We start from the raw sequence: 25,797 nt of genomic DNA, 5'->3' as shown, positions 1-25,797 counted from the left end.
CATGTTTAATCCCGGTGTTCGGTTTGGCCTATTGGGCGGCGGCCAGTTAGGTCGTATGCTCCTACAGGTTGCCATTGATTTTGACTTATCCATTAAAGTACTTGATCCTGATGCTCAGGCTTCCTGTGCGGAAATCGCCCCCGAATTTGTGGTAGGGTCTTTTCAGGATTTTGATACCGTCTATGCGTTTGGTAAAGACCTGGAAGTAATAACAATTGAAATTGAGGCAGTGAATCTCGATGCCCTGAAAAAGCTGCAAAGCGAAGGCGTTCGGGTATTTCCTCAGCCCGAAATTGTTGAGATTATTCAGGACAAACGCCTGCAAAAACAATTCTACCGCGATCATAACCTGCCTACTTCTGATTTTGTGTTAGTCGAAAATCAGGCAGATGCCCGTCGTCACGCAGATTTTCTGCCTGCTTTTAATAAGTTGGGGAAAGGCGGTTACGATGGTCGTGGCGTACAAAGAATTGCTACGGCTGCTGATTTCGACAAAGCATTCGATGCTCCGGGGTTATTGGAAAAAGCCGTTGATTTTGAAAAGGAATTAGCCGTCATCGTCGCTCGTAATGAGCGGGGAGACGTCAAGACATTCCCTACTGTAGAAATGGTTTTCCATCCCGAAGCCAACATGGTGGATTATCTGTTTGCTCCGGCCTCGATTCCCGCTGAAGTAGATGCCCGGGCTCAGTTTATTGCCAGCCGTACAGCCGAAGCTTTTGGCATTGTGGGTCTTCTCGCCGTTGAAATGTTCTTAACTAAAGACGGCGAAATTCTCATTAACGAAGTAGCTCCCCGTCCGCATAACAGTGGGCATCATACGCTGCGGGCTAACGACGTAAGTCAGTTTGAGCAGCACTTACGGGCTGTATTGAACTGGCCTTTGGGCGACACAAAAGCCCATTCCTATGCGGCTATGATTAACCTGTTGGGAGCTGAAGGCTACGAAGGCGAAGCTAAGTATGAAGGCATGGAGACCCTGCTGGAAACCCCCGGCGTGCATCCTTTCCTCTATGGCAAAAAAATTACCAAGCCTTTCCGCAAAATGGGCCATATTACCGTCGTAGACAAGGAACTTGAAACGTTGAAAAAGAAGGTAGAAGCCCTTAAAAACGCCGTTCGCATCATCTCATAAATCTAGTTTTTAGTTGTTTGTTAAGGGTTGTTAGGAAGAGTAAAGACTTTAACTTTCATCAGCTAACAACAAACAACCATCAACCGATAACTCAAATAAAATGGTAGGTATTATCATGGGCAGCATTTCTGATTTGAAAGTCATGCAGGAAGCTGTCGACGTATGTAATGAATTTGGAGTAGCTTACGAAATTGACATCGTTTCGGCTCACCGTACACCTCTGAAAATGATTGAGTACGCTCAGCAGGCCCGTCAACGGGGTGTAGAAGTGATTATTGCGGGTGCCGGCGGAGCTGCTCACTTGCCCGGCATGGTGGCTGCTGTGACGACTTTACCCGTTATCGGCGTTCCGGTGAAATCTTCCAATTCTATTGACGGTTGGGATTCAGTTCTTTCCATTTTGCAAATGCCCGGTGGCGTACCCGTCGCAACGGTGGCTTTAAATGGAGCAAAAAATGCCGGAATTCTGGCCGTTCAAATTATTGGTGTAGCAAATAAAGAAATCGCTGATAAATTACAGGCGTATAAAATTTCGTTAGAAGCCAAAGTGGCCGAAATGAGTCAGCAGGCCCGCGAAGGATTACCGCCGGTATAAAACAAAAAGGGTACTTCCGGGATTTACTAATTAATCATTCAGCCCCAATCTTAACGTATGGAAGAGCGAAACCAACGACCCAAAGAAGGTTCCAGTTTACCCACAATTACGCTGGGAGTATTGGCTATTATCGTAGCGGCTTTACTTTACATTGGTTATGCTTACTTTATGGATGAGGACGCCGTAACGCTAACGCCTCAGAAAGTAGAAAAGTCGGCGGTTACCGAAAACACTGCCGATAACATGGATTCGGACGTTCCCACGCCTACGGCTGTTGAGCCCGAGGCCATTGACGCTACACCTTCGGCAGCTACTACCAGTACGAGCTCGGAGGAAGCAGCTTCGGAATCCAAGCAAACGGCTAAAACTGCTGAGGTAAAAAAAGAGAAAGCTTCCGAAACGAAAGTAGCCAAGACCGAAGAAACTAAATCGGTTAGCTCCAGGGGTGGAAATATTTCTTATAAAGTAACCGGTGGCCAAACCTTCTATAGCGTGGCTACTAAATACGGATTATCCGCTAGTCAGCTTAAGTCAGCAAACCCCGATGTGGACCCTGACAAATTACAGGCAGGAAAAAGTCTGAAGATTCCCGTTTATGCCACACATACGGTAGGGAAGGGAGACATTTTGCGGGTAGTTGCTGAAAAATACGGCGTTTCTGTAGATGCCCTGATGAAGGCCAATGGAAAGACGAAAAACTACGTAGAGAAGGGTGAAAAGTTAATTATTCCGTATCCTAAAAAATAACCTAAGCTCTTCTAATTGTTCCAAAAAATGCGGCTTTACCCCGGTAACGCCGCATTTTTTATTACTAAAAAAGCAGATGGATTTATAAAAATTTTGAAAATAGGGGCTTTGGTGGTTTTGATTTTCCGAAAACTTAGCGTAAGTTTGAACATCATTTATTGTTTTCATGGCTTTTACGGGAAAGACTCGGTGGAATCCGCCGGGTTTTTTTATTTCCAAGGTTTTGCAAAATTTGCAAACTACTTTCACCTGCCGTCCGGATTTCTGCCTGCACTTCTCGTACCCCCTTCTACTAAGGTTAGCGTACCCTAAGCCATTTTCTTTCAGTCGCAAGCGTGGATGATTCCCCTAAAAAGCTTACCAGTCATTTCACTAGTAGCCATGGTTACCGCTGTTGGCTTTTCCACCAAGTGAACACCATAAAAAAACGGCAACCCTTTGCAGAGTTGCCGATGCATGGCGGTAAACTTTACTAGTTAGATTATTTGCGAGCGGCAGCTTCTTCTTCCGTCAGATAAATGTAACGAACAGAAGCAGCAGTCGTGATGCGAACGGGATGAACAACCATCCGATCTGCACTAGCAACGGTCAGGGAGTAATCGCCGTCGGGCAATTGGCTCAAGTCCATTTTCTGAGCTACGTGCGTTTCGTTTTTAGAAACATACTGCTCATTGATGATATTGTTTTTATGATCACGGACGGTAATCGTTAAACGCTGACCCGCTTGTTTATCAACGAAGCAGTAGAATTGCGTAGCGTTTTTACCCTTGAACACGTTCGTGTGAAAGGTAGCTTCCTTTGCTTCTTTATCTGTACCAGGATTCTTTTCGATGTCTGAAGCCTGAGCAACAAATGAACTTAAAGCGAATACTAAAGCGAGTGACTTGATGATGTTTTTCATGGCTATGATATGTAACAAAAATGGTCTTCGCGGCTAGAAGATGTTTTAATAGAAAATGTTGAAAGTAAAGTTTATTAGAACAAACAGGGCGACGAAATAATATTCTGTTAACATTGGCTCGTCTCCGGGCCTGCTGTATTCTTATAACGCTGGCAAAGGTAAGATTGTTAGCACGAAATGAACAAATATTTTTATATAAATTTTTGATTATCAGTAAGTTGAATAAGTAAAATACAATTTTCCCCAAAGCTGAGTGTAGCTGTTTACAAATTGCCGTATTTACGAATAACATCAAAAACGAAATTATATTCTGTTTTGACTGTTGCCGGGAATGGAGCTGTTGGGAAGACATTTGCTTTATCCACATAAAAATAAAGTCTTTAATCTTAGTAGATTAAAGACTTTATTAGTAGGAAAATTGTATTTTATTAAGGCTTGTCCCAGAAGACTCGGGTCTCTAAATCATCGGGTCCCTGACGGCTCACGGCTACATTATAATTCTCGGCATTTACAGACTGCTCTAAGATCGGGTAGGTAAGTCGCCGGATGAAATCTCCCGTAATGGTTCTGCCCGGATATTTATTGGGTGTTAAGACGGGAAAACCGCTTCTTCGCCAGTTGGCGAAAGCTTCCGGGCCGTTCAGGAAAGAAGCGACCCAGTACTGCGTATTAATCTGCTGAAGACCCGTCGCTGCCACGTAAGGTTGAGCCGCCAGGTAGGTATCAATGGCAGACTGAGGAATGGTCGCTGAGGCATCATAACTACTCATTTGGGCCATGTGAGCCGTAACGCCCGCCTGATAAAAATTAGCGGCACTGCCCGTAATCCAGCCCCGTTGAGCCGCTTCCGCTAGTAGTAACTGCGTTTGAGCGTGAGTAAGGTAAAAGTTAGGACCATCCACTTTTCCCAGCGTCCGCCGATTGACCTGCGAGTAATTCCATCCACCCGAGGGCACTCTTCCGGGAAAGTTGGGAGCCGTGGCAATCGAGCCGTCGTCGTAGCCGTAGGGCATGCCAATCTGATTGGCTGCCGTGCGATCCACCGTAGTTTGTTCGGGATTTTTACTGGGTTCTCCGTAACGAGCCGCAATGACCGTCAGGCGGGGGTCATTGGTTGTTTTCAGGAAATTCACGAAAGGAGCTCCCAAATAGAAATTGGCTTTTTCGGTATTATTCCAGAGGTTCCCCAGCGGATTGGTATAAATGCTGGTGTACTGAATTTTGACGTTGTCGTCGTTGGATTGAAAAACACCACCCTGAAAAGCTTTCTGGACGATACTTTGGGCTTTCGCCGCATCTACTTTAGTATAACGCATGCCAATTCTCAGCATGAGCGAATAGGCCAGTCTCCGCCATTGGGCAATATTCCCCTGATAAAACAAATCTCCGGTTTCAATTCGCTTGCTGGCGTTCAGTCCCGCAATAGCCTGGTCGAGTTCCTTCACCAGATCCGTGTAAATTTCCGCCTGAGGATCATACTTAGGTAACTTGTTTCCGCTAATAAAGGCTTTACCTGCATCGAAATAAGGTACATCCCCATACGTATCTACCAGCACCTGAAATACATAAACCCTCCAGATTCGGGACATGTGGTAGAGGTTGCTGCGGGTGCTATCGTTCTGGGTCTGGTTCATCACGGCGGTAAGTAGCTTGATGGGACCATTATTGCCATTATTGGTTCCGCTGTAGAGATAAAGCCAATTCACCCGCGTGTTGTCGCGGTTATCCTGATTGAAGTTAGCTCCGGTATTCAGACCTCCAAACGGGGTATTGGTCTGCTGAACAATAGCCGATTCATAGAACATGGTCTGAGAGGCCAGGGTCGTATTGAGCTGAGCATTGGAAAACAAATACAAAGGATCAATGCTGGTAGACTGAACCGGGTTTGTGTTAATACTTTCGAAGTTTTTATCGCAACTGATCAAACCAGTGGCCAGAGCGACAAGAGCCAGTATTTTTTTCATGGAGATTAGAATTTCAGGTTCAGATTCATGCCGTAACTGCGGGTAGTAGGCAGGGTGTGCGTTTCAATACCCTGAATGTTATCCGAGGCTCCGTTAACGGCTTCTGGATCGAGGTTAGGCAGGTGCTTTTTAATCAGCAGGACGTTATTACAAAGGGCAGAAAGGCTTAGGGACTTCACAAATCCTTTATTCAGGAAGCGGGAAAGATCATAACTCACCGAGAGCGAACGCCACCGAATGAAGCTGGCATTATACACGAAGCGTTCTGCATTATTGGTACTGCGGTAGCTGGAGTAAAAATCCTCGGCTTCTACCCGAGTGGTATTAGGAGCTCCTTCGGCGGTTACGCCTTCAAATAATACACCACCTTCCCGACCAACTAATGATTCTTTAGAAAGTCCGTGACGCAGGAAATTCAGGTTTGAATTCGAGATGATTTTATGACCGCCCTTAAAGTCAATTTGCGTGAAGATTTTAAAGCCCGCTACATTGAACGTATTAATCCAGCCGCCCGTGTATTTGGGGATGGCACTTCCAAAAGTGGTAATAGGGCCCGCCACGGGTTTACCGCCCGCGGTAATGATTCTTCCCTGATTGTCGCGTTTGTAAGCAATGCCTCGTAGCGATGCCATCGGCATGCCGACTTCGTGCCATACTTCGCCGAAGAAATCTCCCTGACCTACTTTTAAACGAGCCTGACCGTCGGCCAGAGCCAGTACTTCACTTTGGTTATAGGTAAAGTTAAAAGTCGTTTCCCAAGTGAACTTTTCCTTTTTCACCGGAACCAGCGTGAGTAAGACTTCAATTCCCTTGTTACGCAGCTGACCCACGTTCACTTTGGATTTGTTATAACCTGAAGCCGTCGAAATATCTACGTTGAGAATTTCATCAACTGTCTTTTTATTATAGTAAGCTACATCCAGATTGATCCGATTATCGAGTGTTCGGAACTCCAGCCCCAGTTCAGCTTCTTTTACCTTGAGTGGCATCAGGTTATTATTGGGACTAACATCGGTAGCAATATAGCCCAGAGCTTGCCCCTGGATGGAGTTGGCATTCAGGTTGTAATACAAATTGTTTTGATACGGATCGGTATCTCCGCCGACTTCAGCGTAAGCCGCCCGGACTTTCATGAAATTCATCCAGCGTGGGCGTTCTTTGAAGGCATCACTGAGCACAAAACTGGCACTCACACTAGGGTAGAGGTAACTATTCGATTGCGGGTTCAGGGTAGAAAACCAGTCGTTGCGGGCCGTAGCATTTAAAAACAGGAAGTTTTTATAGGAAAGCTCCGCTACGCCGTAGAGAGAATTGACCTGCTTGCGGGTATAGGCATACTGAGGTTCTTTATTCTGACCATTCATGATGGTGTATAGATCCCTAATGTAAAAGTTAGTGGCCGAAACGTTACTGTTGGTATAAATCTGCTGGAGCGAGTTGCCTCCCAGCGTTATATCCAGTCCGAAAACGCCTAGTTTATGCGTTGATCCAATCAGAAAGTCCAGATTTCGCTCACGGAAGGTAGAGATTTCCTGATAGAAGTAACCGTTAAAGCCAGTAGCCGCGGCGGCTAGGGATCGCGTACCCGTAGGGCGGTTAAAGTCATAAGGACGCGTGAAGTAATCCTGGCCAATCCGGCCCTGAGCGTAGAGCCAGTCCGTGAGTTGATAGCGAACGGAAGCATTACCAAAAATCCGATCCCGGCGTACGTGTTCAAAGCGGTCGTAAGCCACCCAGTAAGGGTTATTGCGGTTGGTAAAACGAGAGGTAGCCAGCTCAAACCCATTCGCATCGTATCGGTTATCCTCCAGCGTTTTCATCGCTACCGATGTGGCTGTGGTATAGACCGTAGTATTGGCGTTCAGATCCTGCAAACCAATCTGGGGCGGGTTATGATTGTATTCGTTGGAATAGTTAGCATTTAACTGCACCGAGAGTTTTGGGGTGAAGTTGTAATTAAGCCCCAGATTCAAGATCTTCTTATGGTAATCGGAGTTAGGCATGATCGAGTTGGCATCCATGTTGGAAAATGAAATGCGGAACCCGCCTTTTTCATTACCGCCCGATAAAGCCACGGAGTTATTCCAACTGGTTCCAGTCCGGTAAAAATCCCGAATGCGGTGTTGCTGGGCCAGATAGGGGCGTTGTACCCCGTCGAACTGGTAGGTCGGCTTGCCATCGAATCGTTCTCCGAAGCTAAACACGCCCGAGCTTTGAGCATCTCCCACGCTTTGGGGCCGTTTGCCGTATTCCCCCTGACCGTATTCATATTGAAAATCAGTATAGTCGAGGGCCCGTTCGGCAATAAAGTTGGAGTTGACTTCTACACCAATACCCTGGCCGGTTTGACCCGTTTTAGTGGTAATCACGATGGCTCCATCCTTGGCCCGAAAGCCGTACAATGCCGCTGCAGTTGAACCTTTTAAAACGGTAATGCTCTGAATATCATCCTGATTAATACTTTGTAATCCATCGCCGCCGTCGGAAGCTGAGCCACTTCGGTTCGTAGTGCCATCGCTATCCCCCTGACGGCTGGAAAAGTTAGAGTTGTTGATGGGAACGCCGTTGACGATGATTAAAGGAGAGTTATCGCCTTTAAACGAAGACTGCCCCCGAATTCGGATTTTAGAAGTTCCACCGGGGCCGCCCGCCGGAGCCGTCACGTTCACCCCCGCTACTTTTCCCTGCAAACTATTACCCAAATTGACAGTACGATTGGTAGTGATCTGATCGGTATTGACGGTGGAAGTAGAATAGCCCAGTTTTTTAGCCTCTTTTTTAATTCCCAAAGCCGTTACCACCACTTCAGAAAGCGAGGTCGTACCTGCTTTCAGGGTAATGTCCACTACGCTTTGGCTGGAAAGGCTTACTTCAGCGGGCAGATACCCAACGGAAGTAAACACCAGTACGCCAGTCGTGTTATCCGGCACGTTGAGTGAATACTGCCCTTCGGCGTTGGTGGTCGTACCAATGGAAGTATTTTCCTTTAAACGAACGTTAGCCCCGGGAATGGGCTGGCCGTTTTCATCACTGACTTTTCCGGTAATGATAACTTTGGGAATGCGTACCTGATTGGCCTGAGGCAAGGGGATAACGGCTTCGGTAGTGGTTTTTCTCTTGAGAATAATTTGATTACCAACGACTTCATAATTCAGTCGCAGGGGTTGAAGCAGCCGTTCCAGTACCAGTGTTAATTTTTCATCAATGACCGAAATAGAAACTTTTCGGCGGGCTCCGATGAGTTGTGGACTGTAGGAAAATTTGACATCCGCCAGTTTTTCCAGTTGCAAAAGCACCGAGCTAATGTCGTCCTGATCGGCTTTAAGAGTTACTTTCCGGTCAAGAATGTCCGCTCCTGGGCCAGCCAGTAAGGGCAGGTTAACTAGCAAACTCAGCATCAGGCAGCAGTAAAGCCACCATTGATTTCTCCTTGGAAGTAAGGATGAATTCATACGTTTTGGAGGTTTAGAAGTAAAAGTCCACAGCCCCATTGATCGGACATTCGCCGTCAGATAAAAGGCATGGGGTACGCGAGAACGAGTAATTAGGTTTTAACGAGTAATTAGGTTTTGTTGAGAACCTTTATGGCAACCTGGCGAAGGCAGCGTAGGGCAATAATTTTCAGGAATGGAAAGGAGAAGAAACCTAAACCCCCTTTCCACGAGGGAAAGGGGTTAGGACTGTTCATAGGTGCTTACGGAGTAAGCGGTTTAGAGGTTAAGCTACTGTACTGGTATTGAATAATAAGGCTTTAGTTAGAGGGAACAACCTTCGCCGGAGATGACAAACTGAGCGTCTACGACCTGATAGCGGGCTTCAATGCTTTTGGTAATAATCTCCATTTTCTGGTACAAAGGTTCATCACTTAAGTCGGCATTCAACTGGCAATGGCGGAAGGTATCTTCATCATAGATAATGTGTACACCGTACGCTTTTTCGATGGCCGAGAACACGTCTTTCACACTGGCATTTCGAAAAACGAAAGCGGAACTAGCGGATTTCGCCAAAACGGAGGGCTGAGTAACTAGTGATTTAACCATGCGAACCTGCTCGCGAGAGTAAACAATCTGTTGATTAGGCGTTAAGACCAGCCCTTCCAACTCGGTAGATTCGGCTTTCTCTTTGGCCTGCTGATCTGACTGAGCGTAAACAGAAACCCTTCCGGTCTGTACCATTACGGTAACTTTCTGATCTTTAGGAAAAGCACTGACTTTAAAACTGGTACCTAATACCTTGGTGACGATTTCATTAGCATAGACAAAAAAGGGCTGTTTAGGATTTTTAGCTACTTCGAAAAAAGCTTCGCCGGACAAAAAGACTTCCCGTTTGGAAGACTTGAATTGCTGAGGGTAACTCAGCCGACTGCCCGGATGTAAAAGCACAGAGCTGCCATCCTGGAGGGCAATAGTTTGGACGTGATCCGTAATATTTACCCATTCCTTTAAAGCCTGATCTGCATGGGCTACGTTGTGCTGATAGCTCTGATCCTGACGGGCATACCAATACCCGGCCCAACTAATCAAAAAAGCGAGGCAGGCAGCCGATGCCCATACCCAACGCTGACGATAGAAAGGTTTTACGCCAGTTACCGGATGAGTGATTCGATGATTGATTTCCTGCCAGCTATGTTCGATTTCTTCGGAGGGAGTTACCGGATTTTGCTCCCTGACCACTGTTGCTAGTTGCAGAATCATCTCTGCCGCCTGACGAATAGTTTCAGTCTGCTCGGGGTATTTCGTCAGGTAATCGTACCAGAACTGGCGAGTCAGTTCGTCGGGTTTTTGAACCCATTTGCGGAAGTACGAGTCTTTCACAAAATCCTCCCGACTAAAGTTCTGATAGTTCATCTGTTGAGCAATTTGACATCAAGAGGCAGCAAGGGTGGGTTTTAACTCAGTAAATAGGAAAAAAAATATAAAAAATTTACTTATTAGGCTTTTTGTGAATTTAAAATACTGATTTACAATGATTTAATAAAAGTGCTATTTTGAATTAAAAGCTGTCTAAAATTTATAATTAAAGAACTTAATACGAATCGGGCCTCTTTCAATTTTGACCAATTAGGTTTCCTCCCTTGGCTCTGGCCGATGTTAGCAGGTCTGTTTGGGTTGGGGAAAGTTGTTTTGTAACTAGTTATGGGTTCGCAGTCTACCGGCCAGAGGCCTAGAGCTAGGTAGTCACTCAGCTAGAGCCGAGCGACGGCAGGGAGGAAGTTTGCTATTAATAACAGTGTTCCCGGATGAAATTCGGGAACTTGTAATCAAGAAAAAGGCCGCTCAATTGAGCGGCCTGGGGCAATAAACAAGGATAATCCTAATTTATCAAAAACGTTTAAGTGCCATTTCAGATACGGTCAACCCAATGGATAAGGAGGAAGTGGCCGCCGGGGAAGGGGCATTGAGTACATTAATCACCTTAGCGTCTTCCAGAATTGAGAAATCATCGAGCAGACCACCCGTTCGGTCACAAGCCTGAGCTCGCACGCCCGCACCACCGGGAATGAGATCGTTTTCCTGAATATCGGGGATCAACTCCTGTAACGCTTTCGTGAAAGCCGCTTTCGAGAAGCTTCGATACATTTCTCCCAGGCCCGTTTGCCAGTATTTAGCGGCTACTTTCTGAAAGCCCGGCCAGGAAAAGGTTTCGTAGAGTTCCTTAAAATCAATATCTAACTTTTTATACCCTTCGCGGCGGAAAGCCAGCACGGCATTAGGCCCTGCTTCCACACCACCGCCAATCATGCGGGTAAAGTGAACGCCGAGGAAGGGGAAATTCGGATCAGGAACGGGGTAAATCAAATTACGCACCAAATGCTCGCGTTCGGGTTTTAACTGGTAATACTCACCACGAAAGGGGGTAATGCGAACGTTAACGGGCTGATCCTGACTAAACTGAGCGACTTTATCGGAATACAAACCTGCACAGTTAATGACGAGTTTGGTCTCGTAAGAAGCTTTTTCGGTCTTGACGATACTAATGGTTGAGCCCTTGGTGATACCAATTACTTTTTCACTGAGGTGAATTTGCCCGCCTAAGGCCTGAAATTTTTCGGCGTATTTTTCAGTAACTGTTTTATAATCAATAATTCCCGTGTAAGGAACTTCCATGGCTGCTACGCCGGAAACGTAAGGCTCAATTTCCTTCATTTCACCCAGACTGATCTTGCGAATCTTGGTGAGACCGTTCTGTTGCCCGCGATCATAAAGGTTGTTAAGCAAAGGGATTTGCTCATTTTTAGTCGCCACAACGATCTTTCCGCAGAGATCAAAGGGGATGCCTTCTTTGCGGACAAAATCCAGCAGCATATCATACCCCCGGATACAATTGGTAGCTTTCAAACTACCGGGTTTATAATACAATCCCGAGTGAATCACGCCCGAATTGTGGCCAGTCTGATGGGCGGCAACGTGATTTTCTTTCTCTAGGAGAAGAATATTCAGATCGTAGCGTTGGCGTTTGAGTTGCAAAGCCGTCGCCAGCCCCACAATCCCTCCACCAATCAAGGTTATGTCGTAAACCATGGGAGAAATGAGTTGTCAGTTTACGGTTTACAGTTGTCCGTTTTGTTCGTCAGTAATAACTGAAAACGGTAGACTGACAACAGTAAACTATTAAGAGTTGCTTACTTCAGGTTCCTTTTCGATTCCGGCCAGGTGACGGGTGTCGTTACCGAGTTCGAGGGTGAAATTACCCGTATTGTAATCGTACCGGATTTTATACAGACACAGATTAGAGTGTTCCCAATGATCCATCTCCGATAAAGGTTCCTTGAATAAATGCGTTAACAAAATCCGAATAGCCCGACCGTGCATACAAACCAACACCTGCTCCTCTTCAGGACGACTGATGATGTGTTCAATGACGGGAATCTGACGATTGAGAACGCTCAGCGGACTGTCGCCCCCAATGGCGGGGACATCGACGTTGCCAATCCGCCAGTTGTAGATCATGCTACGGTAATAGTCGTCTTCAGTGTAATGGGGCGTTTTGCCTTCCATATCTCCCCAGCCAAACTCATTCAAACCCGCATGTTGTTCGTAGGGAATGCCTGCGTCAATAAAGTCCTGAACCGACTGAACCGTACGTTTAAGAGCCGAAGTATAGATGCGTTGGAAAGGTACTTGCTGGTAAGCTTCATAAAAAGCATGAGCCTGAGCCCGACCGCGGTCGTTCAAATCAGAGTCAACGCCTGAGCCCTGAACAATTCCTAATCGGTTATATTCCGTTTCTCCGTGCCGTACCAGATAAATTATTTTCAAAGCTGTCAAGGGGGTGTAAGGCCTGAGCCCTAGTTTAAAGTAACGTGGAAATCACTTGCCCAATTGCTAACACTCTTGAGATGAGAACCATCTGCTTTGAGCAAAATTTCCGCAAAAGTACGGATTATCAAGCGAGTGTCTACCTATGGGCTTGTATAAAATGCTAGTATTTTCAGTGAACGGATGTATTTTTCACGAAAAACGGATCATCCTTATCCTGGAAAAGTGAACTCTGGTAGGAGTCTAAGCTTTTCATAAGCGTTTGTCTATGATGTTATTTCAAAAACAATTAACACCTGAAGCCCTTAATCGCCTCAATGCCAGCTCGGCTGCCGGTCACCTGGGGATTGAGTTTACGGAGGTCGGCCCTGATTACCTGATGGCTCGAATGCCGGTGGATCATCGTACCCGGCAACCCTTCGGCGTACTGCACGGAGGAGCCTCGGTATTACTAGCCGAGACGCTGGGAAGCGTAGCGGCCTATGCTAGTATAGGAGAAGGAAAAATAGCCGTAGGGTTGGACATCAATGCCAATCACCTGCGAGCAGTGAAAGAGGGCTTTGTGTATGCGAAAGCCCAACCCATTCACGTGGGACAAACCACACACGTCTGGGAGATTCGTATTACTAACGAAAAAGAGCAGCTCATTTGTATTAGCCGGATTACAATGGCGATTTTAGATCAAAAGGGCTAAGAAAACGTTTGCTTTATGACCTATTTTAACTCCGCATTGCATACGGGACTATTCATAATTTAACCCCAATGGGGTTATGCATGAAACAGCGAACTAAACTTTCCGAAAGTTTTAAACCTTCGGAAAGTTTGATAAACAACTAACAACTAACAACTAACAACTAACAACCGCAGCCACTAACAACAATAACTCCCTAACCTAAAGCTTCTTAATCCGTTCCTCCAGTTGATCGGGCGTCATTTTTACTTTATCGGGATGTTTTTTAAGCCAATCGCGGAAGGTTTGGATAATGGCAGCCGACCACTTCATATCGATTTCTCCGGGCGTGTATTTACCTTCCCGTAGCATCTGATGGCCAAAATCATCCTGAAGGGCAATCCACTCCGAGGAAGTAATGACCTTCTCGGCCAGGTGAGCGGGAATGAATATTACCCCTTCGGTTTTTCCTAAGATCAAATCGCCTGGTAATACGGTGGCCCGGCCAATGCGGATGGGATAATTGATGCCCGTCATGAGCATATCCTTAATGAACGAAGGATCAAACCCGCGAACAAAGCCAGTAAAACCCTGAATGGCCTCCAGTCCTTCCAGGTCCCGAACGCTGCCGTCGAATACGACGCCCGTTTTCGATTTAGCATAAATGGAGTTACCCAAATTATCACCAATGAGGGTTCCGTCCACTAGTTTTCCATACCCATCTGCTACGTATACATCATTCTCATTAAGCTGGTCGATGGGCCAGGAGTTAGGAGCCCCTTTCCGGTTTTCGGCTTTACCTTTTTCCTTGATAGGGTTTTCCATATCGGGGCGGGCGGGCATGTATTGAGCCGTTAATACCCGTCCGGCTAATACCTGACCAGCATTAATCCGCATCCAGCCCGCTTCGAATTGGTTGGTATAGCCTTCACTGCGAAGTACACCCCAGGCTTCTTCCAGAGAAATGGTTTTGAGTCGTTTCACCAGATCATCGGAGACTCTGGGCCTGCCATCGGGAAAGCGTTCGCCTTTGTACTGAGAGGTATAGGTTTGAATAAGCTCTTTGGGAGCATTAATCTGCTGGGCGGAAACCGCCAGGGTAACGGCCCAGAAGGCGGTTACCAGAAAGCTGACACGAATCATAAGTACGATAGAATTTAGAGGTATGTAAAAGGTAATCAGGCATTAAGAAGCAATAGGCGAAGGCTGGGATTCTACGGGTTCTTCTTCCCGGGGCGGCTTGGTTCGCCACCAGTTCGCCAGCATGGATCCCGTAGTGTTCATTAACGGACCAAACACGGCGGGAGCCAGTCCCGTAGTTGCCAGTTGGCCCATCTGAAGGGCCAAACCCGAGGCCATCCCTGCGTTTTGCATGCCAACTTCAAAAGCCACCGAACGGCTGGATTGCTCGCTAAGTCCCACGAGTCGGCAGCTCCAGTAACCCAGAAAATAACCCAGGGTATTATGCAGAAAACAGGCCAGTACCAGAATCAGCCCTACCTGCAAAAGACTTTGCTGACCAGCGGCGGTAATCACCACAATAATAGTGGTAATACCCGCCATGGAAAGTGAAGAAAGAACCCGATCCATGATTTCCCGTTTTCCACCCGCCAATCGCTGAAAAAGCCAGCCGCCCAATAGGGGCATTCCAATGAACCAGAAGCAATTCCAGCCTACGGTTTCGGCGAAATTGGTAGCTCCTTCCTGAAGGGCGATGGTGTTTTTCAGCAGAATAATTCCCAGATAAACTGCAGTCTGAATTATAATACTCCGCTGGCTTTGGCCGGGATAGGCCAGGGCATTAAACAAAAGACCCGCTACGATGGGGAGAATGGTAATATTAAAAATCTCCATTACCATTTTCCAGAAATCAACGGGTAAGAAAGCTCCCGCCAGCACTTGTAATAAAGCAGGCGTTAATACCGGAGAAAGCAGCGTAGAGAAAGCCGTTACCGTAACCGATAGAGGAACATTGGCTCGGGCAATATAAGCCATGACGTTGGAAGCCAGTCCACTGGGCGAGCAGCCTACCAGGATAATACCCGTTGCAATTTCGGGGGGTAATGGAAAGGAAATAGCCAGCAAAAAGCCTATGCTGGGCATAATCAGGTAATGACTGGCAATACCCACCAATACGCCTTTAGGGTTCTTGGCAATACCCGCAAAATCCTCCAGACTTGACTGTGACCCCATGCCGAACATAATGATTTGAAGCAGGGGAATGATGAGTCGTTTTAATTCAAAATCACCCCATTTCAAAAACCATTGCGGCTGATACATGGCTACGGAAACGGCTGATAGAATCAGAACGGTGTAACTAAGACTTGAGGTAGCGGGGGATCGTTTAACCCCCAACGCTAGCAGCAGCAGTCCCCCAACTACGGGCAGGGCCGTCAACTGGCCCGATCCCGTCAGAAATAAGCCCAAAGCAAGCAATAGGCTTATTCCGCTCAGGATCAGAGCGAAAGTGAATAACTTTTTCATAGATAATGTTTAGAGGTAAAAATCTTCCCTGAGCTTAGTAAGAATTAAGATTACACAGGAATTACTGCAAAAAAAAGACAATTTTTTCTTGGATAAGATGTATTGTGTGTAACTTTTCGTCGAAAAATTACCTCTAAACTTTATAAAGTACTATGAAAAACATTTTCGACCGCTTCAAGCAGCCGGCCCGGTCGGCTGTTTCCCCGCCTGAAACGTTACCAGGAGCCGACCGTCGGGGATTTATGAAAAAAGCAGCTCTCGGAGGATTAGCTCTAGGCTTACGTTTCGACAATCACATTGAAGAGGAGATGGAGTACATCACCCAGAAAGTCAAGCGGGCTTCTAAACCTTCGGAGCTAAAGATTACCGATTTACGCATTGCTCATTTGCAGGGGGTGCCTTTCAGTAGCCCTGTCATTCGTATCGAAACCAATCAGGGATTAGTAGGATGGGGAGAAGTTCGCGACGGCGGTAGCCCCAAATACGCTTTAATGCTAAAAAGCCGTCTGCTGGGTAAAAACCCCTGTAACGTCGAGCAACTGTTCAAGATGATTCGGCCCTTTGGCAATCATGGACGGGCGGCGGGCGGAGTTTGCGGAGTAGAAATGGCCCTTTGGGATTTGGCAGGCAAGGCTTATAACGTACCTGTCTATCAAATGCTGGGTGGAAAGTATCGCGATGAAATCCGGCTTTATGCGGATACCCCCGAAGTGGATGATCCAAAAGCTTTTGGCAAAAAACTCAAGGAAACTCGGCTGGATCGGGGTTATACCTGGCTAAAGATGGACTTCGGCATTGGACTGCTGGCCGATAAACCCGAAATGCTGATTGGAGCGGGTCTGTGGGATATTAAGAATCAGTACGGAAACAGTAAAATAGGTCGGGTAGGTAGTTATGGACTAACCAAACATCCCTTTACCCGGGTGCAGGTGACAGAAAAAGGCATTCAGTACATTGCTGATTACGTGGAAAAGGTGCGTAGTGTAGTAGGTTATGATATTCCTATCTCAGCCGATCACTTCGGTCATTTTGATGTAAATACAGCCATTCGCATTGGAAAAGCAGTGGAAAAATATCAACTGGCCTGGCTGGAAGATCTAGTTCCCTGGTTTTATCACGACCAGTGGCGGCAGATTACCGAAGCCATCGAAACGCCGACGCTCACGGGCGAGGATATTTTCGGTAAAGAAGAATTCATCAAGCTCATTGATGCCAAAGCCGTGGATATCATTCACCCGGATCTGGCGTCGTCAGGCGGCATTCTGGAAACCAAGAAAATTGGGGATTATGCTGAAGAACGCGGCATTCCTATGGCCATGCACTTTGCCGGAACACCCATTTGTATGATGGCTAATGTGCATTGTGCGGCAGCTACGCAGAATTTTATTGCTCTGGAGCACCACGGCGTAGATGTAGTGGGCTGGGAGGATCTGGTGACGGGTATTGATAAACCCTTTACCAATGGTTTCGTAAAAGTTCCTGACAAACCCGGATTGGGGGTGGAATTTAACGAGGACTTTGCCAAGAAGTTTCTCAAAAAAGGCGAGCAGTGGTTTGCCCCAACGGAGGCCTGGAATACTCCGGACTCCTGGGATCGGGACTGGAGTTAATGCGATGATTTAATCAACATTTCGTGGTCATCTTTTCTTTAAAGTTGACCACGAAATCTATCCAACTCAATATGTATGACCGTTTCTACTCAGTCTGACCTGGAGCTTTGGAATGCCTTTCGCCGGGGAGATCTCCAGGCGTATGAAGCCATCTATCGCCGCTACGCTCCAGCTCTTTTTTCCTACGGTAAACGCCTTACTTCGGATTACGATCTGGTCAGGGATGTGATTCAGGACGTATTCGTAGAAATCTGGCAGCGAAGAGAAACCCTTACCGATTTACAAACCATCAAGTTTTACTTATTTCGAGTCCTGAGAAATGCTCTTTCCAGAAATCGGAAGCATTTAATGGATGAAGAGCCGCTGGAATGGGGAGCTCTCTGGTCGCCGGAAACCTGGCTTCCTTCCGTAGAATACACCATTACCGAAGAGGAAGATCGCCAACAACAACTCAACCGGCTTCGGCAGGGGCTCAGTAAGCTTCCCGAACGACAACGCGAAGCGTTAATGCTGGCTTTTTTTGATAACCTTTCCAACGAGGAAATCGGCCACATCATGGGTATCCATGTGCAGTCCGTAACCAATCATATCAGTCGGGCTCTCCATTTTCTCAAAGATGTAGTGGTAAGTGGTATTCTGGCCGTATTGTTGGCGAGTTACTAAAAAAGCCCCCAAAAGAGGGGGCCTATGATTGAAGGTAGAATGATGAGCCTTTGGAAAGGCTGTTGCAAAAAAAAGAAAGGAAAAACAGAAATTTGTTAAATCGTGATAAACGGCATATTTCAGGTTTCTACTTAAGAATAAAAAGACTGACGGAATTACGCACGCCTGTAAATTTTGTTAATCCTTCTGGGGTAAACCTTCTACATGTACGGTAAATCCAGGAAGGATGGTTTTTCTGAATCTTAAAAAATTACATCTTTCCTCAGGGGCTATGAGCAGAAAGGCAATCCATTTTCTTACTTCTTTAGAGGTGATAAACGGACTGGCGGAAACTTCCAGTTTGACCTTAGACCCGGTTTTACATCAAACTCAGAAGTTTAGTGAGACTACTAAAAAGGTAGCGACGCCCTTCTCAATGCTGATGCAAAACTAATACTTAGTATTATCCTAGTGTAATGCGAATTTTATAAAATTGTGAAGCCGTTTTTAATAAAATGACAATAGAATGTGGTAAGCATAAATAAAGGCAAAATTTTGTTTCTTTTTTTTTTGGATTTGAAAAATAGAAGCCTTTACCTTTGCGATATGCCAACCCAAAAAGTGGCAAAATTCAATTCCTGATGATCCGATTTGTTTCAAATATTCTCGTGATTATTATTCTCGTACTCATCCGACAATCCGTGTGAGACAGGTTGATATTCACCTTGAAAGACCTTTCTCACATCCCGAGAAAGGTCTTTTTGTTATCTGGTCATCCCCGTCTTAGAATAAGGCAAGATTTGTTTGATTAGTACAATTTTTGGTCGATTTATATATCCCATCAACGGATGACTACAGAGGAGTTTAGCTCTGATTGCATGCTTGGCTCTTTTGCTGATTTCGCTTAACAACGAGTTGATATGGTAACGGAAAGTACCCCATTGAATAAGTACTCGCGTACGCTTACCCAGGAAGTAACCAATCCCGCTGCTCAGGCCATGCTGTATGGCGTAGGTTTGACAGAAGAGGATATGAGTAAAGCCCAAATTGGCATTGCCAGCACGGGCTATGAAGGGAACACCTGCAACATGCACCTGAATGGTCTTGCCGTTCATGTAAAAAAAGGAATTCAGGGTAATGGAATGGTTGGACTCATCTTTAATACCATTGGTGTTTCGGATGGGATGACCAATGGGAATGATGGCATGAGCTACTCTCTTCCCAGCCGCGATATTATTGCTGATTCCATTGAAGATGTAGTGGCAGGACAGTGGTACGATGGCGTCATTACGGTGGTGGGTTGTGATAAAAATATGCCCGGAGCCATTATGGCTATGGCTCGTCTGAACCGTCCCGGCATTATGGTGTACGGAGGGACGATCCGCACGGGTAGCTGGAAAGGTCAGAAGCTCGACATCGTATCTGCCTTTGAAGCCTTGGGTAAGAAATTTGCCGGAACCATTGCCGATGAAGATTATAAAGGAGTAATCCAGAATGCCATTCCCGGAGCTGGAGCCTGCGGCGGGATGTATACGGCTAATACCATGGCTTCCAGTATCGAAGCATTAGGTTTAAGCTTACCTAATTCCAGCTCTTACCCTGCTACGCACGAAGGCAAACAAGCAGAATGTCTGGCCATTGGGGCAGCCATGAAGAAATTGCTCGAACTGGATTTGAAACCCCGCGATATCATTACCCGTAAGTCACTGGAAAATGCCTTGACTTTGGTAATGGCGATGGGTGGTTCGACCAATGCCGTTCTGCATTATCTGGCGATTGCTCACGCCGCTGAAATTGAATTTACCCTGAAAGATATTCAGGACATTAGTGACCGTACTCCACTTATTGCTGATTTGAAGCCTTCTGGTAAGTATTTCATGGAAGATATGCTTGCCATTGGGGGCGTTCCGGCGGTCATGAAATACCTGCTCAAAGTAGGCTTATTACACGGCGATTGTATGACGATCACAGGTAAAACCATCGCTGAAAATCTGGCTGAAGAACCTGATCTGGATTTTGAAACTCAGAAAATCATTTTCCCGATTGAAACGCCGATCAAAGCTACGGGGCATTTACAGATTCTGTATGGTAACCTGGCTCCTACGGGTGCAGTAGCTAAAATTACGGGTAAAGAAGGGGAGCGTTTTGAAGGTGTTGCCAAAGTTTGTGACAAAGAAGAAACGCTCATGGCAGCTCTGGCCAACGGTGACATTAAACCCGGAATGGTGGTAGTAATTCGTTACGAAGGGCCCAAAGGCGGTCCCGGAATGCCCGAGATGTTAAAGCCTACTTCGGCTATTATCGGAGCAGGTCTGGGTAACTCGATTGCCATGATTACGGATGGACGTTTCTCGGGTGGTACGCACGGGTTTGTCGTGGGTCACGTAACGCCCGAAGCTTACGACGGCGGCCCCATTGCTCTTATTGAAGATGGCGATCTGATTACGATTGATGCCGTAAGCAATGTCCTTCAGGTGCATATTTCTGATGAAGAAATGGCCGCCCGGAAGGCTGCCTGGGTAGCTCCAGAGAACCCCTTCCAGCGTGGTATTCTTCGTAAGTATATCAAAAACGTTTCCTCGGCTAGTCTGGGTTGCGTGACGGATTTATAAGATTTGATTGTCAATAGAGTAACTACTTAAAAATAAACGCTTAACGACTCATCGTTAACAGAAAGGAAGAATCCTATGGCACACCAGATGCAAACCGCTGCCGAGGTTTTGGAAGAAGCCTCCCAACGTACAGTAACGGGCTCTCATGCCCTGATGCTGGGGTTACTGGCTGAAGGAGTAGATACCATTTTTGGATACCCCGGCGGAGCAATCATGCCTACTTATGACGCTCTTTTCGATTACCGGGAGGTCCTTCATCATATTCTGGTTCGTCACGAGCAGGGAGCGGGTCATGCCGCTCAGGGGTATGCCCGCATGCAAAATCGGGCGGGTGTTTGTATGGTAACCTCCGGTCCCGGAGCTACTAACCTGATGACGCCCATCTGCGATGAGGCTCTGCTGGATTCGACCCCCCTGGTATGCATCGTCGGTCAGGTATATAATAAACTTCTCGGAACGGATGCTTTTCAGGAAGCGGATGTAATCGGTATGACGATGCCCATTACCAAATGGAACTATCAGATTACCAATGCGGATGAAGTACCTGAAGTACTGGCCAAAGCCTTTTATATTGCTCAAACCGGTCGTCCCGGTCCAGTGGTGTTGGACTTTACACGGACGGCCCAGATGGAGCTGATGACGAAGCCATTTTCGTATAAAAAGTGCGAAACAATGGTGAGTTACAAGCCCCGGATGGTGCCTAAAGAAGATCAACTGAAGGCGGCAGCCGAACTGATTAACCGGGCTAAGAAACCTTATATTCTAGCTGGTCATGGTATTACCTTAGCGAAGGCCGAAGAAGAACTCAAGGCATTTACCGAAAAGACGGGTATTCCGGTGGCGGTTACGCTTTTAGGGATGTCAGCCATTGACGAAGACCACCCTAATTTCGTAGGCTGGCTGGGCATGCACGGTAACTACGGTACAAACGTATTAACGAACCAGTGCGATTTATTAATCGCCATCGGGATGCGTTTTGATGACCGGGTAACCGGCGATTTAAGCAAATACGCTACTCAGGCTAAAGTCGTTCACATCGAAATCGATCCCGCCGAAGTAGATAAAAATGTCAAAGCAACGGCCCCCGTTGTTGGGGATGCCAAAGAAGCTTTGAAAGCCTTATTACCGCTGGTGGAAGAACGTTCACACGAAGAATGGCGGAATGAATTCCGGGCGTACGATGCGATTGAAGACGAAAAAATCACCCGGGCGACGCTCTTCCACGAAGGCGATCAAATTAAAATGGGTGAAGTAGTCCATTTGATTTCGGAAAAAACCAAAGGTGAAGCGGTAGTCGTAACGGACGTTGGACAACATCAGATGCTTGCCAATCGGTATTACCGTTTTAAAAAGCACAATTCCGTAGTAACCTCTGGCGGGGCGGGAACGATGGGTTTTGCCTTACCCGCAGCCATTGGTGCCAAAAGAGGAGCGATGGATCGCGAAGTAATTACCTTCATTGGTGACGGCGGCTTCCAGATGACGCTCCAGGAATTGGCTACCATCTGGCAGGAAAACCTGAATATCAAGATCGTTATCCTCAATAATAACTTCCTGGGTATGGTGCGGCAGTGGCAGCAATTGTTCTTTGACAATCGCTACAGCTTTGTGGACATTAAGAACCCGGATTTCGTAACGATTGCCAAAGGATTCCACATTGAAGGACATACCTGCCGGGATCGGGCGGCTTTAAGTGACTCCCTCGATACCATGCTGAATCATGACGGACCTTACTTACTCGAAGTCATTTGCGAGAAAGAAGAAAACGTATTCCCCATGGTTCCAGCGGGGCAGGCGGTTGATAAAATCAGATTAGAGTAGGACTTAGTTGTTGTTGGTTGATCATTGCTCGTTGACAGTAAAAACAAACAAGATTAACCAATAACCATCAACCAAACACTACGATGACTAATTACACCATTTCCATATTTACCACGAATACGGTTGGTTTACTGAATCGTATTACGATTGTCTTTACGCGTCGCCGCTTGAATATCGAGTCGCTGACGGTTTGCGAAACCGAGCGTAAAGGCGTATCCCGCTTTACCATTGTACTCAAGTCCGAAAGCCGGGAATCGGTCGAGAAACTGGTTCGCCAGATTCGTAAACTGGTCGATGTGCTGGCTGTATACGGGTATCTGGATGAAGATATTGTCTTTAATGAGACAGCCCTGTTTAAAATCTCAACGCCGCTGGGAGGTCTTGCACTGGACATTGAGCGTGTAAACAAGGATTTCAACGCCTGGGTTGTGCATTGGGGAACGGATTCGGTCGTGATCGAAAAATCGGGAACCGAAGCGGAAATTATGGAATTTTACCATTACATCAAGCCCCACGGTATTCTGGAATTCGTTCGTTCAGGCCGTATCAGTGTATCAAAAGAAGAAAAAGGACTCGTAGAGTACCTGCCTTCCGAAGGCGTTTGGGAAATAGCATAAGAGTCTGGGGTTTTGAGTTTAAAGTTGTGAGTTGTTTTAACTCTAAACCCCAAACTCCAAACTAGAAAGAGCTTTTACAATTTTATTACCATCAAATCTAATCAAAATGGCAAAGTTGAACTTTGGCGGAGTCGAAGAAGAAGTAGTAACCCGGGAAGAGTTTCCCCTTGAGCAAGCTCGTGAGGTCCTCAAAGACGAAGTTATCGCGGTAATCGGATATGGCGTTCAAGGTCCTGGTCAGGGTCTGAACATGAAAGATAATGGCTTCAATGTAATCGTTGGACAGCGTAAAGATTCTAAGACCTGGGATAAAGCCGTTGCAGATGGCTGGGTTCCTGGCGAAACGCTTTTCGAAATCGAAGAAGCCCTGGAAAAAGGTACCATCATTTGCTACCTGCTTTCTGACGCTGCTCAGATCGCAGTATGGCCAACCGTAAAGGCTGCTCTGAAACCTGGTAAGTCTCTGTACTTCTCACACGGTTTTGGCGTAACTTACAAAGATCAGACGGGTATCGTTCCTCCTGCGGATGTTGACGTATTCTTAGTAGCTCCTAAAGGTTCAGGAACTTCACTGCGTCGTCTGTTCGTTGAAGGTAAAGGTTTGAACTCAAGCTTCGCTGTATACCAGGATGCTACGGGTAAAGCTCGTGAAAAATGTATCGCTATGGGTATCGGCGTAGGTTCAGGTTACCTCTTCGAAACGGATTTCTACAAAGAAGTAACTTCTGATTTAACGGGCGAGCGTGGTACGCTGATGGGTGCTATTCAGGGGATTTTCGCGGCTCAGTACGAAGTTCTTCGCGAGAACGGTCACTCTCCTTCTGAAGCATTCAACGAAACGGTAGAAGAGCTGACTCAGTCTCTGATGCCTTTAGTAGCTGAAAACGGAATGGACTGGATGTATGCCAACTGTTCTACTACAGCTCAGCGTGGTGCTCTGGATTGGTGGAAGCCTTTCAAAGAAGCTACGAAGCCTGTGTTCGAAAAATTATACAACTCGGTTAAATCAGGCGAGCAAGCTCAGATTTCCATCACTCGTAACTCACAGTCAGATTACCGTGAGAAACTGGAAGTAGAATTAGCTGAACTGCGTGAATCTGAAATGTGGAAAGCCGGTGCTACCGTACGTAGCCTGCGTCCCGAGCGTAGCTAGTAGCGTTTATATGTTTAGGGTTTGGAGTTTAGGGTTTAGAGTTAAAAAAATAACTCACAACGTTAAACTCAAAACCCCAAACTCAATTGGGGTGAATGAGTGAATGTGAATCCATTCGTTCATTCACCCTTATTAGTAAAGAGTGAAGAATAACAGCGTACAGTCAAGTGAACAGGGAAGAGAAACTGGAAACAGGAAACCGCAGCGGCGGCCGCTCAAAACTGTAAACTACTCCAGCCCAGCGTTAAAAGATATCTATAGTGACTACCCCGGCACAGACGTTAGCTCGTCGCATTGAAGAGAAGATGAAAGAAACCGTTGATTCCCCGACGCTATTCCCCCAGCTTGACGACATATTCCTTGCCGCCGAACGCTTGCGTAAAGTGGTTACGCACACCCCCCTTTCCCAAAATCTGAACTTATCAGCTAAGTTTGGAGCCAATGTATACCTCAAACGCGAGGATCAGCAGATTGTTCGTTCCTATAAATTAAGAGGAGCTTACAATTGCATGGCCAAGTTACCCCCCGAAGCTCTGGCTAACGGAGTAGCCTGTGCCAGTGCGGGTAACCACGCTCAGGGCGTGGCCTATGCCTGCCATAAAATGGGAGTAAAAGGGACGATTTTCATGCCCAGCACCACGCCCAACCAGAAAGTAAAGCAGGTAAAATTATTCGGTAAGGAAGAAGTAGAAGTAGTACTCACGGGCGATACTTTTGACGATGCTTACGTGGCTGCCCGTACCTTCGAACGCGAACAGGGAGCTACGTTCGTACACCCCTTTGATGATCTGGGCGTAATGGAAGGGCAGGGAACGGTAGGCCTTGAAATTTTCAAGGATGCCGATTTTAAAATTGATTACGTGCTCTTCGCCATCGGTGGGGGTGGGTTGGCTTCGGGCGTCGCTACGGTATTCAAGCATCTGTCTCCGCATACCAAGCTCATCGGCATTGAGCCAGCCGGAGCTGCTTCCATGCGTGAATCCATTAATCATGGCAAAATTGTAACGCTTGACGATATTGACAAATTTGTCGATGGAGCAGCCGTGAAGCGGGTGGGAGACATGACTTATGAAATCTGTAAAGAATTACTTGACGACGTAATAGTAGTGCCGGAAGGTAAAGTTTGTACAACGATTATGCAGTTATACAACGAAGAAGCCATTGTAGCTGAACCCGCCGGGGCTCTGAGTATTGCTGCTCTTGATTTTCTGAAAGATGAAATCAAGGGAAAAAACGTAGTGTGCCTGGTAAGTGGGGGTAATAATGACATTACCCGGATGGAAGAAATTAAAGAGCGTTCGCTTTTGTACGAAGGCTTGAAGCATTATTTCATCATCCGGTTTCCTCAGCGGGCAGGTGCATTCCGGGAATTTTTAAACGTATTAGGGCCTAATGATGACATTACTCGCTTTGAATATGTAAAGAAAACCAACCGCGAGCAGGGGCCCGCTATTGTAGGTATTGAATTGAAATCCAAGAGTGACTTTTCGTCTTTAATTCACCGCATGAATGAAGCAAAAATCACGTATGAATATTTGAATGACAAGCCGGATTTATTTGGGATATTAGTATAAGGATACAGATAAA

General features: G+C 46.5%; 20 protein-coding genes. 12 read left to right on the top strand and 8 right to left on the bottom strand.

The window, feature by feature from the left end; genetic code table 11:
* Nucleotide 1: 1 nt before the first annotated feature.
* The 4 genes from QE357_RS18820 to QE357_RS18805 all read left to right on the top strand — a co-directional run bounded on the left by QE357_RS18820 (nucleotide 2) and on the right by QE357_RS18805 (nucleotide 2,789).
* Entirely contained in the window at nucleotides 2–1,135 is a 1,134-nt protein-coding gene (locus tag QE357_RS18820; RefSeq protein WP_106637163.1) for a 5-(carboxyamino)imidazole ribonucleotide synthase, read from the top strand.
* A 100-nt stretch (nucleotides 1,136–1,235) separates the two neighbouring features.
* Nucleotides 1,236–1,730, top strand: a complete 495-nt coding sequence (gene purE, locus QE357_RS18815) for a 5-(carboxyamino)imidazole ribonucleotide mutase (RefSeq protein WP_106637164.1) — start codon at nucleotides 1,236–1,238, stop codon at nucleotides 1,728–1,730.
* 57 nt (nucleotides 1,731–1,787) lie between these two features.
* Nucleotides 1,788–2,477, top strand: coding sequence for a LysM peptidoglycan-binding domain-containing protein (locus tag QE357_RS18810; RefSeq protein WP_307141346.1), 690 nt, complete (start codon nucleotides 1,788–1,790; stop codon nucleotides 2,475–2,477).
* A gap of 27 nt (nucleotides 2,478–2,504) precedes the next feature.
* Nucleotides 2,505–2,789, top strand: coding sequence for a hypothetical protein (locus QE357_RS18805; protein ID WP_309710670.1), 285 nt, complete (start codon nucleotides 2,505–2,507; stop codon nucleotides 2,787–2,789).
* A 169-nt stretch (nucleotides 2,790–2,958) separates the two neighbouring features.
* Here QE357_RS18805 and QE357_RS18800 read toward each other — a convergent pair whose 3' ends face one another.
* The 6 genes from QE357_RS18800 to QE357_RS18775 form a co-directional block, all read right to left on the bottom strand.
* The gene (locus QE357_RS18800; protein ID WP_309710668.1) at nucleotides 2,959–3,378 is read right to left on the bottom strand and encodes a hypothetical protein; all 420 of its coding nucleotides are present in this window, start codon (nucleotides 3,376–3,378) and stop codon (nucleotides 2,959–2,961) included.
* A 428-nt stretch (nucleotides 3,379–3,806) separates the two neighbouring features.
* On the bottom strand, nucleotides 3,807–5,342 hold the full coding sequence (locus tag QE357_RS18795) for a SusD/RagB family nutrient-binding outer membrane lipoprotein (RefSeq protein WP_307141344.1): 1,536 nt from the start codon (nucleotides 5,340–5,342) through the stop codon (nucleotides 3,807–3,809).
* A gap of 5 nt (nucleotides 5,343–5,347) precedes the next feature.
* On the bottom strand, nucleotides 5,348–8,794 hold the full coding sequence (locus tag QE357_RS18790; protein WP_309710664.1) for a SusC/RagA family TonB-linked outer membrane protein: 3,447 nt from the start codon (nucleotides 8,792–8,794) through the stop codon (nucleotides 5,348–5,350).
* 303 nt (nucleotides 8,795–9,097) lie between these two features.
* The gene (locus tag QE357_RS18785; RefSeq protein WP_309710661.1) at nucleotides 9,098–10,189 is read right to left on the bottom strand and encodes a FecR domain-containing protein; all 1,092 of its coding nucleotides are present in this window, start codon (nucleotides 10,187–10,189) and stop codon (nucleotides 9,098–9,100) included.
* A 474-nt stretch (nucleotides 10,190–10,663) separates the two neighbouring features.
* Nucleotides 10,664–11,863 carry an L-2-hydroxyglutarate oxidase gene (gene lhgO, locus QE357_RS18780; RefSeq protein WP_106637170.1) on the bottom strand — a complete coding sequence of 400 codons (1,200 nt, stop codon included), beginning with the start codon at nucleotides 11,861–11,863 and terminating at the stop codon, nucleotides 10,664–10,666.
* 90 nt (nucleotides 11,864–11,953) lie between these two features.
* Nucleotides 11,954–12,601, bottom strand: coding sequence for a histidine phosphatase family protein (locus QE357_RS18775; protein ID WP_309710658.1), 648 nt, complete (start codon nucleotides 12,599–12,601; stop codon nucleotides 11,954–11,956).
* A 271-nt stretch (nucleotides 12,602–12,872) separates the two neighbouring features.
* On the opposite strand from QE357_RS18775, the gene QE357_RS18770 reads away from it, so the two are divergent.
* Complete coding sequence (locus QE357_RS18770; RefSeq protein WP_307143533.1) at nucleotides 12,873–13,295, top strand: hotdog fold thioesterase; 423 nt, start codon at nucleotides 12,873–12,875, stop codon at nucleotides 13,293–13,295.
* Nucleotides 13,296–13,493: 198 nt separating this feature from the next.
* Here QE357_RS18770 and QE357_RS18765 read toward each other — a convergent pair whose 3' ends face one another.
* Nucleotides 13,494–14,414, bottom strand: coding sequence for an RraA family protein (locus QE357_RS18765; RefSeq protein WP_106637171.1), 921 nt, complete (start codon nucleotides 14,412–14,414; stop codon nucleotides 13,494–13,496).
* A 42-nt stretch (nucleotides 14,415–14,456) separates the two neighbouring features.
* A complete protein-coding gene (locus QE357_RS18760; RefSeq protein WP_309710652.1) occupies nucleotides 14,457–15,755 on the bottom strand; it encodes a bile acid:sodium symporter family protein in 1,299 nt (432 codons plus the stop codon).
* A 152-nt stretch (nucleotides 15,756–15,907) separates the two neighbouring features.
* Here QE357_RS18760 and QE357_RS18755 point away from each other — a divergent pair, with 152 nt between their 5' ends.
* The 7 genes from QE357_RS18755 to ilvA all read left to right on the top strand — a co-directional run bounded on the left by QE357_RS18755 (nucleotide 15,908) and on the right by ilvA (nucleotide 25,784).
* Nucleotides 15,908–17,365 carry a mandelate racemase/muconate lactonizing enzyme family protein gene (locus tag QE357_RS18755; protein WP_409050252.1) on the top strand — a complete coding sequence of 486 codons (1,458 nt, stop codon included), beginning with the start codon at nucleotides 15,908–15,910 and terminating at the stop codon, nucleotides 17,363–17,365.
* Between the two features lie 75 nt (nucleotides 17,366–17,440).
* Complete coding sequence (locus tag QE357_RS18750) at nucleotides 17,441–18,028, top strand: RNA polymerase sigma factor (RefSeq protein ID WP_307141339.1); 588 nt, start codon at nucleotides 17,441–17,443, stop codon at nucleotides 18,026–18,028.
* Between the two features lie 899 nt (nucleotides 18,029–18,927).
* Complete coding sequence (gene ilvD, locus QE357_RS18745; protein ID WP_106637175.1) at nucleotides 18,928–20,619, top strand: dihydroxy-acid dehydratase; 1,692 nt, start codon at nucleotides 18,928–18,930, stop codon at nucleotides 20,617–20,619.
* 87 nt (nucleotides 20,620–20,706) lie between these two features.
* Entirely contained in the window at nucleotides 20,707–22,440 is a 1,734-nt protein-coding gene (ilvB, locus tag QE357_RS18740; RefSeq protein ID WP_309711418.1) for a biosynthetic-type acetolactate synthase large subunit, read from the top strand.
* 83 nt (nucleotides 22,441–22,523) lie between these two features.
* Nucleotides 22,524–23,057 carry an acetolactate synthase small subunit gene (gene ilvN, locus QE357_RS18735; protein ID WP_106637177.1) on the top strand — a complete coding sequence of 178 codons (534 nt, stop codon included), beginning with the start codon at nucleotides 22,524–22,526 and terminating at the stop codon, nucleotides 23,055–23,057.
* A 106-nt stretch (nucleotides 23,058–23,163) separates the two neighbouring features.
* Entirely contained in the window at nucleotides 23,164–24,210 is a 1,047-nt protein-coding gene (gene ilvC, locus QE357_RS18730) for a ketol-acid reductoisomerase (protein ID WP_106637178.1), read from the top strand.
* Nucleotides 24,211–24,515: 305 nt separating this feature from the next.
* On the top strand, nucleotides 24,516–25,784 hold the full coding sequence (gene ilvA / locus QE357_RS18725; RefSeq protein WP_307143531.1) for a threonine ammonia-lyase IlvA: 1,269 nt from the start codon (nucleotides 24,516–24,518) through the stop codon (nucleotides 25,782–25,784).
* Nucleotides 25,785–25,797 lie beyond the last annotated feature (13 nt).

The sequence above is a fragment of the Siphonobacter sp. SORGH_AS_0500 genome, from assembly GCF_031453245.1.
GTDB lineage: Bacteria > Bacteroidota > Bacteroidia > Cytophagales > Spirosomataceae > Siphonobacter.
This window is presented reverse-complemented; position numbering and strand designations above follow the sequence as displayed.